At 48.6% G+C, this 15,851-nt stretch carries 11 protein-coding genes, 1 tRNA gene and 1 pseudogene; 10 read left to right on the top strand and 3 right to left on the bottom strand.

Going from position 1 to position 15,851, the window contains the following annotated elements; genetic code table 11:
* Positions 1-244: 244 nt before the first annotated feature.
* Positions 245-1,864: a hypothetical protein gene (locus B5D40_RS10810; protein ID WP_078776910.1), complete on the top strand. Its 1,620-nt coding sequence runs from the start codon at positions 245-247 to the stop codon at positions 1,862-1,864.
* Between the two features lie 647 nt (positions 1,865-2,511).
* Here the strand turns inward: B5D40_RS10810 and B5D40_RS10800 are convergent.
* Positions 2,512-2,814 (bottom strand): hypothetical protein, encoded by a 303-nt coding sequence (locus B5D40_RS10800; protein WP_078776908.1) that lies wholly within the window; start codon positions 2,812-2,814, stop codon positions 2,512-2,514.
* A gap of 1,166 nt (positions 2,815-3,980) precedes the next feature.
* On the opposite strand from B5D40_RS10800, the gene B5D40_RS10795 reads away from it, so the two are divergent.
* The 7 genes from B5D40_RS10795 to B5D40_RS10765 all read left to right on the top strand — a co-directional run bounded on the left by B5D40_RS10795 (position 3,981) and on the right by B5D40_RS10765 (position 12,710).
* Complete coding sequence (locus tag B5D40_RS10795; protein WP_078776907.1) at positions 3,981-6,548, top strand: NPCBM/NEW2 domain-containing protein; 2,568 nt, start codon at positions 3,981-3,983, stop codon at positions 6,546-6,548.
* Complete coding sequence (locus B5D40_RS10790) at positions 6,549-7,460, top strand: glycosyltransferase family 2 protein (RefSeq protein ID WP_078776906.1); 912 nt, start codon at positions 6,549-6,551, stop codon at positions 7,458-7,460.
* Positions 7,457-8,014, top strand: a complete 558-nt coding sequence (gene gmk, locus B5D40_RS10785; protein ID WP_073302503.1) for a guanylate kinase — start codon at positions 7,457-7,459, stop codon at positions 8,012-8,014. Before B5D40_RS10790 ends, gmk begins: the two co-directional genes overlap by 4 nt.
* 220 nt (positions 8,015-8,234) lie before the next feature.
* The gene (locus B5D40_RS10780) at positions 8,235-9,539 is read left to right on the top strand and encodes an aminotransferase class I/II-fold pyridoxal phosphate-dependent enzyme (RefSeq protein WP_078776905.1); all 1,305 of its coding nucleotides are present in this window, start codon (positions 8,235-8,237) and stop codon (positions 9,537-9,539) included.
* A gap of 8 nt (positions 9,540-9,547) precedes the next feature.
* Positions 9,548-10,840, top strand: coding sequence for a citrate synthase (locus B5D40_RS10775; protein WP_078776904.1), 1,293 nt, complete (start codon positions 9,548-9,550; stop codon positions 10,838-10,840).
* Positions 10,841-10,951: 111 nt separating this feature from the next.
* Positions 10,952-11,722, top strand: a complete 771-nt coding sequence (locus B5D40_RS10770; protein ID WP_078776903.1) for a tRNA threonylcarbamoyladenosine dehydratase — start codon at positions 10,952-10,954, stop codon at positions 11,720-11,722.
* Complete coding sequence (locus tag B5D40_RS10765) at positions 11,700-12,710, top strand: GSCFA domain-containing protein (protein WP_078776902.1); 1,011 nt, start codon at positions 11,700-11,702, stop codon at positions 12,708-12,710. Before B5D40_RS10770 ends, B5D40_RS10765 begins: the two co-directional genes overlap by 23 nt.
* Before the next feature lie 167 nt (positions 12,711-12,877).
* On the opposite strand, the pseudogene B5D40_RS10760 reads toward B5D40_RS10765, so the two are convergent.
* A pseudogene (locus tag B5D40_RS10760) lies at positions 12,878-13,309 on the bottom strand (transposase); the annotation flags it as partial.
* A gap of 391 nt (positions 13,310-13,700) precedes the next feature.
* A complete protein-coding gene (gene rsgA / locus B5D40_RS10755; protein WP_078776900.1) occupies positions 13,701-14,810 on the bottom strand; it encodes a ribosome small subunit-dependent GTPase A in 1,110 nt (369 codons plus the stop codon).
* Between the two features lie 85 nt (positions 14,811-14,895).
* On the opposite strand from rsgA, the gene B5D40_RS10750 reads away from it, so the two are divergent.
* Both B5D40_RS10750 and B5D40_RS10745 read left to right on the top strand, forming a co-directional pair.
* The gene (locus B5D40_RS10750) at positions 14,896-15,720 is read left to right on the top strand and encodes a UbiA family prenyltransferase (RefSeq protein WP_078776899.1); all 825 of its coding nucleotides are present in this window, start codon (positions 14,896-14,898) and stop codon (positions 15,718-15,720) included.
* Positions 15,721-15,757: 37 nt separating this feature from the next.
* A tRNA-Gly gene (locus B5D40_RS10745) sits at positions 15,758-15,830 on the top strand.
* Positions 15,831-15,851: the final 21 nt, after the last annotated feature.

Here is a 15,851-nt window from a genome sequence, read left to right as displayed (position 1 = left end):
AAAAATTTTGCGCCCCAAATTTAAATTACATTCCCCGATTTCTCAACCATAAAAAGGGAAACCGCCAAGAAAAACGGCCATGGCGACGGTTTTCCGGCAAAAACGGGAGGCCATTCGGGATGCCCCCGGCGATTCCGGTCAAAATTTTCGGAGATTTTTTAAAACGTAAGAAAAAAAACAGCTAATTGTTATATTTAAAATTGTTATATTTAACGCGATTCAAAATTACATCAAAGGAGAGAACATGAAAACCTTCACCTTGAAAACAGCCGCCGCGGGCGCCGCTCTTCTGGGCATTATCGCCTGCGGAGACGACAGCAGCTCCAGCAGCAAAACGGATATCTTCAGCACGAAGGACGACCTGCCCGAGTGCACCGAGAAAATCGCCGGAGACACCCTCTACGTGGAAAGCGATTCCGCGGACTACTTTTGCGATGACGGCGAATGGATTCTCGTCGGCGACACGATAGCTACGGACACCACCGCAACGGACACTTCGGACGTTTCCTCTTCGTCGGGAAAGAACCCGAGCAGTTCCTCGGCGGACAGCTGCGCTGCAGACACCCTTTCCAGTTCCTCGGCGGCGGATTCCCTTTCGAGCAGCTCCAGCGCTATCGCTTCCAGCAGTTCGGAAGCGGCTTCCAGCAGTTCCTCTCTCCCCATCGAAATGCTGAAAACCTGCTCCGACAGCATCACGACAATCTCCCTTTACGCTATCGGGGACAGCCTTGTGTTAAACGTGCCTTGGCAGCTCCAATGGTCGACTTATACAAATGCGGACAAGCGCCTGGTAAGCTATTCGGAATGCTTGGTATCGGCATCCCGCGTAATGGATTCCGCATACGTTTGCACAAATGGATGGATGCAATGCACCGCCTATCAATACGGTTTCCATGTCGATGCCAAATGCGACTCGAGCCTTGCTCTTTCGCCTTGGGGAATTTATGAATACAAAGGATTGAAAACCGACTTGAGCGTCGCCTATATGTCCGGTCTAATGGATTCCCAGCTATGTGCATATAGCAATTCCATTGTATACGGCTGCCTTGCCGATAATCTCACCCGGGCCGAACTCACTTTTGTCAACGGGAAAAAGTGGTATTTTAACATCAACTCTACCAAGTGGTACAGCGATTCGGATTCTTTGACCGCCTTCAACAACGCCGTTTTGGCAATCCAAACGGCAATCGACAACGACGATTTCACCAAAGTGCAGTCGCTGACTGGGCTCAAGGCTTCCGATCCTTACATGGAATTTTTCAAGAAAGGCGGAAAGGTCACTTCTTCCAGCAACGGCGATGTGCGTTTTTCCATCGAAGGTTTCGAGAATCGTTCTTTCGTTGAACCGCTCATCCAAGCCGATTGCGAAGACATCAACAAACACTGGCTGTCAAAAATTCCTCTCACCCTCACCCCGGCGGTCAGCAGCAGCGTGCAGTCCTCGTCCTCTGTTTCCAGTTCCAGCGTCGCTTCGAGCAGCTCTGCGGAGTCCAGCTCTTCGGCGGAATCCTCCAGCAGCGAGTCTTCAAGCTCTTCCGCGCCGACTGTTTTCAACGACGAGAACCTGGACTTTTTGGCGGGACTCGCCTCCTTCACGAAAGACGAGGGGGCATCCAGCGCGGACACCGCGGTATGGGCGGCGCAAAAAAGTTTCTTGTCATCCCAAGGGACAAAGTTGACAACCTTCACCAATTCCTTGTCGTCGGGATTGAGCGATGCGGGCTATGCATCGGTATCCGAAAGCGCCGCCACCCAAACGTATGGATTGCAGAAAGGCGGCTCAACGTATCTTGTGATTATCGAGAAGTCGGTTGATACGAAACAAATAACCATCAACATTACCGCCAAGAAAATCGAAGGCTAATCCAGTCGGAATTCCCTTCCAAAATTTCAAGGCTGCCTGCGGGCAGCCTTTTTCGTGTTCACGACATGCCCGCGCCGCTCTTTTTAGCTCTTGCCACCCCAAAACAGATTTTCAACCCGCACAAGACCGAATACATTCCGGTTTCCACCAAAAGCGGAATCAGGAAAAAAAGGGATGAATATACAATCTTCCACAGAAAGTGCCAGTTGTCATCAGGGAAGATTTTCTTGGACGGGAATGTTTTTCTTCGGAAAGGAAAATTTTACCCTCTAACGGATAGACTCGCCTTATTGCGAAATGAAATTTCAAACTTTTCGCTGACAGGATGCAGCGCCCCATGAGCCTTGGAAGCTTGCTTCCTTTAGGCGAATTGCCCCTTTCAGGGATACTTCAACTACGGAATCGGAAATTCCTAGTTTCAGGGATGCAGAGCCGCGGCGGGTGGAAGGGATAAGGGGGCATCAAAGTGGCGAAGGCCGACCCCCTTTTCCCTTCACTCTATCCCCCGCCACGCTTGCTTTCCTTGAAATCCTTCTAAAAAGTGTTGAGGTATTGCGGGGGGTGGGGACTTCGTATAGAATTCCCCACCCCCCAAAAAACTCCCCGCCGCCTAACAAAGAGACTGCGGAGAGCTTAAAGAAATAAAATCAAGTTTTCCACACGATGCAGGATTTGCGTTCGCTATCCTTCTCCATATTGGGGAAGGATACCCTGAACGTGATTTCGCGCTTCTGGATCTGAATATCCATCAGCCGGTCGTTTATTTCCGCCAGGCGGTTCTGGATATTTTCCAACGGGCGATTCAACCGGTCAACTTCCGAGGCACTCAAGGCAAAACGCCGGTTTTCCAAGCGTTCTGTTACCCAATTCATGCCGGCAATCAACATCCGGCGGTTGTTGGTGAGACGGATTTCCTCCGCATTGATACGGAACTTAGCAGTATTGGTCATAACGACTCCTTATTCAATATGTCAATTAACTCCAGCTCTAAAGAACCGAGATTTAATCAACCATAAATAGAGATGTCGTTTTTATTTCTACATGTCGTATTGTCGTTCCAAAGAAGATTGGCCAAAATCATCAAGATTTTGCCGAACCAAATATACATATTTAATTTCAAAAAAGAAATATTTTTCTTTAGATTTATTTTTTTGTTGGAATACCTAACCAGCACAGCCCTATAATCTCCCGTCGAAACGGCAACTCCTTATGCCGCAGAAGATTTGCGGGAATAGCGCCGCCTTATTCAACAAAGGTACGTCATTTCAATCATCGGAGCACAATTTCTCTTCCAATATCGGCAACGAGACAATGCAAACCAATCTCCATGTTCAAAATCAATTTCTTTCTCATTGCAAGAATCAGGATAAAATTGCTCATCTTTGTTTTATGCAATAATTTCACAAAGAATGTCTTCATCCGTATACGCTTTAATACCATTTAACGGTGTTGTTGATATTAGACGGATTCCTGTAATTTGATTTGTATCCATATATTTTTGCACAGGTCAAAATCCCCGTTTTGATGCAAGCCATTAACATAATTCTACTCCGCTAAAAAATCAACCATATCATTCAATATGGCACCATTCTCCATTTCCGCAAATACATTTTCAGCAATACATTGAATTCGGGTTGGGATGGGTCTTCCTCTTTTATCCAAGTGGACCAATCCTTATTGTGAAGTCCCACCGCACATCCTGAAATCCCGCCAAGTGTATCAGAACGATATTTGAGAAATAAATCTCAAGCGAAGGTTTCTCTGAATATTCAAAAGACGAGTCGGCCATTCCCCCCCCCGGGAAGATAATACAAATCGGATTCGGCTATGATGGATGCGTCCCGAATTGCGAGATAGCGGATTTCAATACCATTCAAGGTGTCGCTGAAATTATTCTCTATTTTAAACCTTAAAACTGTCTGATTCGTTTGTGAATATCGTTCATCTAAAGTATGGACGGCGATTGCGTTGGCAAAAGAAAATTAGATCGAACAGCAATATTCCGTAAATTGCAAATCGGAGAAAAATCCTTGACCGTTCAAACGGTTCGCCCGATTAAGCACTTCACCTTTTCCCTTTCTACAAGAACGTATCAAAAAAACTATATTCACTTCCAATGAAAAACATACTAGCTCGACTCAAAAATCTCGTACATCCAGCAGGAATCGCGGGCGTTGTTATCGCCGCCCTGATTCCGTTTCTGATTTATCTTGCCCCGAATGTTGGCGAGAAAGAAATCATCCGCATTCTGGATTTAAGACTTCCGCTGCCGCTGTTCCTTGTGCAATTCGTGGCGATTCTCGTTCTTTTTGCTAGCCTCTTCCGGGATTTCCGTTCCTATGTCAAAGAGCACCTGCCACCCAAGCCTTTCATTGTCCTGACCATCCTCTTCGCCTTGGGAGCAACCCTTTTTGCCGGGACGCAAATCGAAGCGCGGCACCGCGTACAAAGCGATGAAAGCATTTTTATGGCAGTCGCACAGAATATGTATTTCAACCAGACGACGGGCACCTGCGACCAGGGAGAATTTCACGACGGAAAACTGGACTGCTACCAAAATTCGGACAGTTTCAAAACGAAAGGGCTTTCTTTCCTGTATTTTCTCGGAATGCCGATTTTCGGAACCGATTTGCACTGGATTTTCAATATGGAGCTTGCCCTGCTTTTCTTTTCCGCTTTACTTCTCTTCTTTGCCATTCGAGCGTGGACAGCCGACGATCTGACCGCAGCTCTAGCCAGCATCATTCTATTTGCGCAGCCGACCGTTCTTTTTCAATTCCGGTCGATGTCCGTCGAGCCGCTCTACATTTTCCTTTCGGCTCTCTCCCTGTGGATTCTTCGCTGGGCTTTCGATAAAAACACCATCCGCCACTGGATTCTCTGCGCCCTCGTCCTCGGCTTTTTCGCCCAGACTCGCCAAGAAACCGTCTTTTGCTTTCTCGCATTCCTCGTCGTCGCCTTTCCCAAAATTCTGGATAAAAAAGACGGCAAAGCCCCGGCGTTCTTCGTCACCCTTTCCCTTTTCTCCATTCCCATTCTCATCACCATCAGCTATTTCCAAGGCTACGGCTTTCAAGGAGGCGCCTATTCCGCCCACGGGCACTTTCTGGAAAACCTGAAAAACAACTGGGAAGTGATGACTCGCCCTCTTTCCGGCGACGGGCTTCTCGCAAATCCCTTCCTTTCAAGCTTCAACTATCTTTTCCTTGCCGGATTCGCATTTCTTCTCATCCGGGTTTCCAAAGAAATCTACAACAGGCAGTTCGGAAAATACTCCAAAATCGCCGGTTTCCTGCTGCTCTATCACATCCAGACATACATCATTCTCGAAAACGTTTCTGGGGATTTCACGATTGAAATCAACCAGCGTTACGCCCTCGTCATGATGCCGACCATGGCATACCTTGCAGCGTTTGCCATTCGCAATGCGCTTTCTATCGCCTATTTCCTTCTCGGAAAATTTTCTTTGAACGCCAACGCGACCGCCAATCTGGTTGCCGCCGTTCTTTTGGCTCTTCTCTTCGGGGGGCACACCTTCGGTTACAAGGAAAGTTTCAACAAGAACATCATGTATAACCGGAACCACCTGACAACCGAAGAACATGAAATTTGGAAGTGGCTGGACAAGCAGCCAGATAAACCTCGCCTTTTTGTCTATGGCAGACCCTGGCACTTCACCGGCTATTCCGTTTCCTCTATCCATTACGACCGGCTCCGGAAAATTTCAGCGGATTCTTTGGAAAAGCTCATTGAAAAATACCGGGGAGAAGTCTATTATATTCGCGGGTTGGACTGCTGGGATTCCAAAACGTACCACGCCAAAGCCGTGGAACACCGCATTCCCACGACTTGCGATATTCTCGAACGGGAAGTTAAACTCGAAGATGTCGCACAAATTCTTATCACTCACAATTACTGGCTCCGCATCGCCAAAATCGTCGCCCAAAGAAAATACGATCCCGAAAAACTTTTTTCCTTCGGCATTTGGCGCGGCTATCCCGAAACCCGAACATTCATATTCAATTCCGTTGCCCACGCAAGCACTCGGGAACCCTGGAAAATCCGATTTTCCCTAAACGGCAAGGAACTGTTTGAAAAGCCCTACCAAGCGGGCAGTTTTGCCGACACCCTGACAGGTCCCATCCTGAATCCGGGATACAATTTCTTGACCGCCAGAATCATCGACTCCGTTTCCAACGAGCAGATTGCGGAAATTCCTTCCATCCGATTCTTCCGTTTTGAAGGAGCTCTGCAACTGTCCCTGATGACTCCTTCTTTCCACAAGCAGGGCTGGGGCGATTTGCGCACGAACGCCTCTATCGAAGGAAATCCGCTTACCGTTCAATCCCAAAAATACCCCGACGGTTTTGGAACGCATGCGCCGAGCGAAACCCATTTTGAACTTCTGGGAAAATTCAACCGCCTGACAGCCATTATCGGATTGGATGAAGAAAGCCTGTGCAGCGACGGAGTTCAATATAAAGTTCTCGGCGACGGAAAGCTCCTCTACCAAAGCGGAACAGTCACCTTGAGCAAAGCGGATTCGCTCGACATTTCCGTTCAAGGCGTTCAGCGGCTTTCCATTGTCACCGACAGCCTTACAAGCAAAAACTGCGACCATGTAGATATCGTTCTTCCCACCCTTTTCCCCAAAGAAGTTCAAGCGGAAGCGGAGAAAAACTAAATGCTTTTATCAGTCATCGTTCCCCTGTATAACGAAGAAGAAATCGTCGCCAAAACCTTTTCCGTGCTGACCGAAGAACTTGCCCAAGTCGAACACGAACTGATTTTTGTGAACGATGGTTCCTCGGACCGCACACGAGAAATTTTGGAAGGCCTCGTTTCCCAAACGCCGAACAACAAGCTTATCAATTTCAGCCGCAATTTCGGGCACCAAGCGGCTTTTAGCGCAGGACTCAAGCACGCTCAGGGGCAAGCGGTGGTCATCATCGACGGCGACTTGCAAGACCCGCCCGCGCTCATCCACGAGATGCTTCAAAAATGGCGCGAAGGCTATCAGGTCGTTTACGCCCAACGCCGCAAACGGAAGGGCGAATCCTTTTTCAAAAAAGCGAGCGCGCATTGCTTTTACAAACTGCTGCATTCGCTCACGAGCATCGACATTCCCATGGACACCGGCGATTTCCGTCTGATGGACCGCGTTGTGGTAGAACAGCTGAACGCCCTTCCGGAAAGGAACCGCTTTTTACGCGGGCTCGTCTGCTGGGTCGGTTTCAAACGCATCGGCATCCCATACGACAGGCAATCCCGTTCTGCGGGAACCTCCAAGTATCCGCTCCGCAAAATGCTTCGGCTTGCAATGGACGGCATTACGGGATTTAGCACGACTCCGCTCAAAATCAGTTTTCTCATGGGCTTAAGCGTTATGCTCGTTTCCTTGGGAATTGGCATCTGGGCGATTCTCGAAAAATTCCTGAATCCGGCTGTGACCGTTCCGGGCTGGGCGTCTCTCATGACCGCCATCGTTTTTTTCGGCGGCATCCAACTGATGTCCATCGGGATTCTCGGCGAATACATCGGCCGCATTTACGAAGAAGTGAAACAACGCCCGCTTTATATTGAGGACAAAAAATGAAACACGACCTTTTTGTGATGAGCGCCCCGTCGGGTGCTGGAAAAACGACCCTCAAAGATTTGGTCATTCACGAATTTCCCGACATGGTCTATTCCATTTCGGCGACGACACGCCCCGCCCGCGAAGGCGAAATCGATGGTGTGCATTATTTTTTCAAGACTCGCGACGAATTCCAGAAGATGATAGCGAACGACGAGCTTGTCGAATGGAACGAAGTCCATGGCAACTTTTACGGCACGCCCAAAAGTTTTGTCGAAAAAATGCTCGCCGACGGAAAACGCGTCCTCTTCGATCTGGACGTTTTCGGCAAAGTCAATTTTGACAAGGTTTATCCGGACGCCGTCGGCATTCTCATTCTTCCTCCATCGCTGCAAGTGCTGGAAGAACGTCTGCGTCACCGGGCGACCGACTCCGAAGAAGTTATCGAATTGCGCCTACACAACGCCAAAAAGGAAATCGAGTTTGCCGAAAAGCACGGCAAATACGAACACACGATTATCAACGACGACTTGGAGCGGGCGGCGGATCAACTGCGGAAAATCTTTTTGGAATAAAAGCGGCTTCTGCATTTTTCAACAAAGCGGTCGCACAGCCATTTCACAAAAGCGCGCCAACCCAAATCTCTTCCAGCAGTTTCGGCGAAAATTCTTGGCGCAAACAAAAAGTCTCTAGAGATTTCCTTTCTTTCTGCACCACAGCAAAAGGCAAAACTTCCGCAAATTCCCTTTCATTTTTTATCTTTGCGTCTTGGAAAAAACATAAGGACAAACCTATATGACTCTCAATCCTCTCGCCGAAGCTCTCAACGCCGATCTCGCTGCGAACGGAGCATCCATCCTTCAAATGCTTTCACAAAAGGGAAAAAACATCTTCTTTCCCAGCAAGGGCATCTTAGGACAAGGAGGCGAAGCCAAAGGAAAAAAAATCAACGCGACCATCGGGACTGCCTTGGAAGACGACGGATCTCCGCTGGTTCTTCCCTGCGTCCAGAAATCGCTGAACCTTCCCAAGAACGCTTTTCTTTATGCGCCCAGCTATGGCAACCCGGAACTCCGCGACGCCTGGAAAGAACAGATCATCCGCAAGAATCCGACTCTGGCCACTAAAACCTTCTCCCGCCCTGTCGTTTCTGCCGCGCTGACCCACGCGATTTCCATTTCCGGCTATCTCTTTCTGGATCCCGGAGACAAAGTCATCATTCCCGACCTTTATTGGGACAATTACGAACTCGCTTTTGAAAACAGCTATGGTGCGCAAATCGATACATTCAACACCTTCAAAAACGGCGGATTCGACATTGACGCTTTGGAAGCGGCTCTCGCCAAAGACGGCATCGGCAAGAAAGTTCTCCTTTTGAACTTTCCGAACAACCCGACCGGCTACACCGCCACCGAAGAAGAAGCAAAGAAAATCACCGAAGTCCTTGTCCGCGCCGCCGAAAAAGGCAACAAGATTGTCGCCCTCCTGGACGACGCCTACTTCGGACTGGTTTACGCCGAAGGAGTCACCCGGGAATCCCTCTTCGCCAAACTGGTGGATGCCCACAAGGACATTCTCGCCGTCAAACTCGACGGTCCCACCAAGGAAGATTACGTCTGGGGTTTCCGCGTCGGCTTCATCACCTTTGGCTTCCAAGGAGCCACCGCCGAACAGCTGAAAGCACTCGAAAGCAAAGCCGCCGGTGCTATCCGCGGGAACATTTCCAACGCTCCGAGCATTTCCCAAAAAATCCTTCTGGAAGCCTATAAAAGCCCGGAATACATCCAGGAAAAAGAACAGAAATATGCCGTTCTCAAAAAACGCTACGACGTTATCCAAAAGACGTTGCAAGAACACCCGGAATACAAGAACGCATTTGATCCGATGCCTTTCAACAGCGGCTACTTCATGTGCGTGAAACCCAAGGGCGTCGATGCCGAATCCGTCCGCGTCCATCTGCTTCAAAATTACAGCACCGGCACCATCATGCTGAAAGGACTTTTGCGACTCGCCTTCTCGGCGGTGCCCACCGACCTGTTGCCCCAACTTTTTGAAAATGTCTATCGGGCAATCACCGACCTCACTTCCCACAACCCATAGGAGACTCAATGGCCGATTTCGCAACCCTGAATTACGGAGGAAATTCCTACAATCTTCCTGTTATAACCGGAACGGAAAATGAAAAGGCTGTCGATATTTCCAAGCTCCGCAAGGAATCTGGACTTGTCACGCTGGACTACGGTTATACCAACACGGGCAGCACCAAAAGCCAGATAACCTTTGTCGATGGGGAAAAGGGAATTCTTCGTTACCGCGGATACAATATCGAAGACTTGGCGGCCTACACGACTTTCCCGGAAACCGCATGGCTCCTGATTTACGGAGAACTGCCGACCCGGGAACAGCTTGGCACTTTCCGCAGGCTTCTGACCGAAAATGCGCTGATCCACGAAAACCTGCTGAATTTTTTCCGCGAAATGCCTCCGTCCGCGCACCCGATGGGAATCCTCGGTGCGGTCGTAAATGCCCTCGGGCTTTTCACCCCGCGTTTTTACGATGACGAAAGCAAACAGGACGCTTTCAATCTGACAGTCGCGAGCCTCATTTCAAAGGTGCGCACCATCGCCGCGTTCTCTTACAAGGCAAGCATCGGCGAACCGTTCGTTTACCCCGACGCGGAAAAGAGCTACTGCTCGAACTTCCTCAACATGATGTTCTCGAGCAAGGCGAAACCCTACAATGTGGATCCGCTCTTCGTCCATGCGCTGAACGTCCTTCTGATTGTCCACGCCGACCATGAACAGAACTGCTCCACTTCAACCGTGCGTATGGTCGGCAGTTCACAGGCTAGTCTTTATGCGAGCATCTGCGCGGGAATCTGCGCCTTGTGGGGACCTCTCCACGGCGGCGCGAACCAGGCGGCACTCGAAACCCTGATGAAAATCCACCAGAGCGGACTTACCGTCAAGCAGGTCATCGAAAAAGCGAAAGACAAGCAGGATCCGTTTAAACTTTATGGATTCGGGCATCGCGTTTACAAAAACTACGACCCGAGAGCAAAAGTCCTCAAAGGTCTTGTCCACACGATTTTCGACCGCGAACACATTGGCGACCCGCTTCTCGACATCGCTTCCGAACTGGAAGACGCCGCCCTCAAGGACGACTACTTCATTGAACGCAAGCTATACCCGAACGTGGATTTCTATTCCGGCATTCTTTACCACGCCATGGGTATTCCGACCAATATGCTCACTGTGATGTTCGCCATCGGCAGACTTCCCGGCTGGATAGCGCACTGGAAAGAAATGCACGATGATCCCCAGTCGAAAATCAATCGTCCGCGCCAGATTTACACGGGCAGCGAATCCCGTCCCTGGCTCCCGATCGACGATCGAGGATAAGCCGAAGCCTTTTTATTTGCGCCCCGAGAGCTACAGCTTTCGGGGCTTTTCATCAGGAACAAAAATTTCCACCAAATTATATTTATTAGAAAATTTCACCTGAACGACACGATGATAGATCCGACATTTTCTCACACTTCCATTTTCAACAGAGAGTTCCGCCTTTTTGGCGAAGAATTGATGCTCCATATATTTCAAAAGCGCGTCATCCTTTTCGGTGTCGGCGGTGTCGGCAGTTGGTGCGCAGAAAGCCTCGTGCGCTCCGGCATCGAACACTTGACCATTGTGGATCCCGACACTGTAAATGTCACCAATATCAACCGCCAGTTGCTAGCAACCACCAAAACAATCGGAAGGCCCAAAGTTGAAGTTCTTCAAGAACGCCTTTTGGAAATCAACCCGCACGCCCGCATTCACGCCCTCCAAGAAATCTATCAAAAGTCCAACTGCGATTCTTTTCAACTCGAAAGCTACGACTATATTATTGACGCTATCGATTCCCTGGAAAATAAAGCGCACCTTTTATTGCAAGCCGCCGAGACCCAAGCCCGCGTTTTTTCCTCTATGGGAGCCGCGCTCAAACTCGACCCGATCAAAATCCAGACCGCCGAATTTTGGAAAGTCAAAGGCTGCCCGCTTGCCCGTGCCCTCCGCGAAAAATTCAAAAAAATACAGATTCGCCCGAAAAAGAAAATCGTCTGCGTTTTTAGCGATGAAGTATTGCCCAACAAAGGAGAAGTTTTGGCCGGCGACAGCTCCCCGGCGGCATTTCACAAAGTCGCTTACAACGGGTCCATCGCCCATGCCACAGCCCTGTTTGGATTCATGATGGCGGGACTTGTCATGCAGGACATCCACAATGAATTTGTACACAACCATTGAAATACCTCCATCGCCAATCCATCTGGATTGGACAAAAAATTTACTTTTCGTTGGCTCCTGCTTTGCCGAAAACATTTCAAAGCGATTTGCCGAAAGAAAATTTCCCTCGATGGCGAACCCCTTCGGCGTTCTCTACAACCCGCTTTCCATCGAGCGATTGATGGAAAATGCCGCCAGTGGAAAAATTTACACGGAAGAGGACGTTTTCTTTGATGGCGAACTTTGGCATTGCTGGGACGCACATTCATCCTTTTCTCGAAAAAACAAAAAAGAATGCCTGGAAAATTTAAATGCGGCTCTCGACACTTTCAGAAAACATCTTCCCAAAATCGATATCGCTTTCATCACCTTAGGCTCCGCATTCGTTTATTTTTTAAAAGATACTGACAAGAATTACCCGGCAAATACCGTCGTTTCCAATTGCCACAAGGCTTCAGCAGAAACATTTGTACGAAAACGGATTTCCGTGGAACAGGCAATTCTCTCGCTGAAAAACATTGCGGCAATTCTTCGCTCCCAAAATCCGAAAATTCAAATCGTCTGTACGGTTTCTCCTTTGCGTCATTTCAAGGACGGCGCTCCAGAAAATTCCGTTTCCAAAGCGACGCTTTTGCTTGCCGTCCATGAATTTGTACGCAACCATTCCGATTTTGCCGAATACTTTCCCGCTTATGAAATCGTCATGGACGAACTTCGGGATTACCGCTTTTACGCGCAGGACATGATCCACCTTTCGGAAGTTGCAGAAGATTATATTTTCGAGCGCATAACCGAATCGCATATCGCAAAAGACTTTGCCGAAAAGCTCCGCCGTGTCGAAAAGTTTTTGAAAGCCGCTTCGCATCAAATTCAAGACGAAACTTCCCCAAAGACCAAAGAATTTGCACAAAAACACCTGACGATAGCCAAAGAACTCGTCGACTCAATTCCCGGTTTGAATTTAGAACTCGAAATGGAATTTTTCAAGAAACTGCTGGGTAGTAAATGAGCCTGTGAAATTTTTCTGCAAATAGGCTGTTCTACAGCAAATTGGTTTAACAGTTAAGCGTTGTTCAACGCTTTTAAGAAAATAAAATCAGCCGTTCATTTTGTCAAGCACTCTTAAAGCTGGCGCATTGCGTAATGCGTCAGTTTTTCTTTGTAAGGGAATGTTGTTTATTCGGGCAGTCGACCTTCGAACATGATGCAGAACTCGCCATAGATTGCGCCCCAGTTACGAATCGGCATGGTCCATTTCCTCGTAGCTTCAAGAGCGGCCAGGTACAAGACCTTGAGGTGAGCGCATCCCAATTCATGTACCAGCTCTTCATGGCGTGTGGATTCCTTGGCTTTCCGTTTTTCGGCTACGCGGTCTCGTATTTCAGCACCCTGCGACTCCTTCGGAGCATTGTGGATTCCCTTCAGGTCGGCAGCAAACTCTTTACGGTCCTTGTCCGCCACGTACTTGAACGTATTGCGAATCTGGCGCACAAGGCAACGCTGGTATTCCGTTTTTGGGAAGGCGAGGGATATGGCATCCTTGATGCCGGTCAGTCCATCAGCGCAGATGATGAGTACGTCCTGAACGCCTCGGTTCTTCAGTTCGCTTGATTCTTTATGCGTTCAAGGAATGCGTCCCTGAGCGACGTGTCGGTTGTTTTCTTGGACATTGGAGTCCCCTTTCCGCCCCGATTTTAGGAGTTGAAAGAGGACATTTTGACTTGAGGAAGGGGGCGGACTTCTTCTTATTTTGAGGCTCCTTTGCAATAATTTACTATAGAACGCCTCATCCGTCTTTTTGACGAGCTTCATTTACAGACTTTTTTTCATAGGCTCGTAAATTCGAACAGCGATACAGAAGGCCGCAATTTCCTATGCGCTTTTAGAAGAGCGATTCGTTTAACGTGATCAGGGCTTACTTCTCAACACTCCGCAGAGCCTCGAATATCTTTCTGAATTTGAGAAGTCAAAAGCGGAAGTTTCTTTTTTAGGGAACAGTTTAATTTTCAGAATGCAAAATCCGCAAGTAGCTTTCGTATCTTGCCTGCGGAATTTCTCCCGAACGCACACGGGCAAGTACGTCGCACCCCGGCTCATTCAAATGCATGCAATCGTTGTATTTGCAAGTGAAAATATCATTGTGAAAAAATCCCGGGAAAGAGCGCGCTAAATCATGTTCATCCATTTCCGCAACGCCCAATTCCCGAATCCCCGGCGTATCGATAATGCGACCGCCAAACGGCAATTCAAAAAGACTTGAAGAAGTCGTTGTGTGACGCCCCTTGCCATCCAGCGAGCGAACTTCTCCCACATTCAAAGCCGCTCCCGGCACCAGCGCATTGACCAAGCTGGATTTGCCCACCCCGCTTTTTCCCGAAAGCACGGAGCACTTATTTTTCAACACATCACGAAGCGCATCCATCCCCGCACCCGATTTGCAACTGACACAAATGAATTTATCTACAATCGAAATAAAATCCTGAACGCCCTGCGGCAAATTTTCCACCAGATCGGTCTTGTTCAAAACCATCACCAGCGGTAATTGGCATAGATTCGCCGCCAACAGAAATCGATCGGCAAAACCGTAATTAAAAGGAGGTTCCGCCACGCTGGAAACCACAACCACCTGATCGACATTCGCCGCCAGCACCAACTCTCGCCGAGATTTGTCTTTGGGCCCCGGGCGAACAAGCGACGAGCGCCGTGGAAGAACCCGAAGGAGCGAATAAGGCGCATTTTCTTCGGCATCTTTGGCGCGAGCAACCATCACCGAATCGCCCACGGCGGGAAACTCCTTCAATTCATGAACGACAGCTGCGCGGTAAGTCGCATTGATAACTTCCCCGCCCAAAAGACGCACAACGCAAGTCCGGCGATGCACTTCCAGAACGAGTCCTTCCAAAGCGGCGGAATCAAATTTTTCCGTAGGATCCTTGATTTTTTTGACTTTCGGTTTTTTAAATTCCCGACTCCAGCGTTCCTTAATCGGGCGATCATCCAAAGTTCCCCGCTTCCACATTTCCATCGTGTTCACACGGCGAGCGCGCGAATCCCGTCTCGAAGACCTGGAAATTCGTTCTTCTTCATTTTCCGAATCAAAACACATCATAACTAATTTAAATAGACGAAGGACAAACGGCTTTTATAAATTCTGAATTTGCCTATTTTAAAACCCGATTAGCTATCTTTGATTTATGCGTTCTCTGTTTCAAATGGCTCGCTTGGGAAACATCCTAATCGCGGAAATCACCCTCGCTGCGGGAATCTTCCTTTCCCAAGGGATTTTCACCCTGCGCGGCATCGCCGCCAATGCGATCGCCTTTGCTTGCGCCATCGCTTTCGGCAATATCCTGAACGACATTTTTGACCTAGAAATCGATAAAATCAATCGGCCGTCACGCCCGCTGCCCGCCGGAAAAATCTCCGTCCGTTCAGCAAAGATATTCGCCGGCATCTGCGCTGCCATCACGCTGGCCGCCGGATTCATTTCTCCAAGTCCAACTTCCCATCTGCTCTTCTTTTTTGCTTTGCTGATTCTGCTATTTTTTTACGACAAAAATATCAAGCGCATTCCCTTAATCAAAAATGTCTGCGTGGCCATTTTATGCACGACTCCCCTTATGCGCAGCCTGTTCCTTCCCCAAGCGAATTTTTACCCGATTTACACCGCCATCGGTTTTGCGTTCCTTTTCACATTCGCCAGGGAAATTTTCAAAGACCTGGAAGATACTCAAGGCGATCTTAACGCAGGAATTATCACCTTTCCGCTTGTCGTCGGAGAAAACAAAGCCAGCCTTTTCGCCGATCTCCTACTGCTATTTTCGCTGCTTTCCATTCCGATTCCTGTCGCCATTGGCTGGATGCCCCGCAGTTTTCTGTGGGCACTCATTCCTCTTATCCCCCTCGTTTTTTTCACTTGTCGTTTTTCGCAAAAAAAACAATACCGAACCGCACAAAAATGGACAAAATCATCCATGGTCGTCGGATTATTTTTTTTGATTTTTTCCCATTTCATTTGACGAAATTCCATTTTAATTCTATAATTGCGAAGTCCACGCGGGAATAGCTCAGTTGGTAGAGCACGACCTTGCCAAGGTCGGGGTCGAGGGTCCGAGTCCCTTTTCCCGCTCTAAAGAGCACCGATTTATTC

The sequence above is a fragment of the Fibrobacter intestinalis genome (assembly GCF_900167415.1).
Taxonomy (GTDB): domain Bacteria; phylum Fibrobacterota; class Fibrobacteria; order Fibrobacterales; family Fibrobacteraceae; genus Hallerella; species Hallerella intestinalis.
The sequence above is the reverse complement of the archived record's forward strand: the minus strand, read 5'-3'. Positions and strand labels throughout refer to the sequence as shown.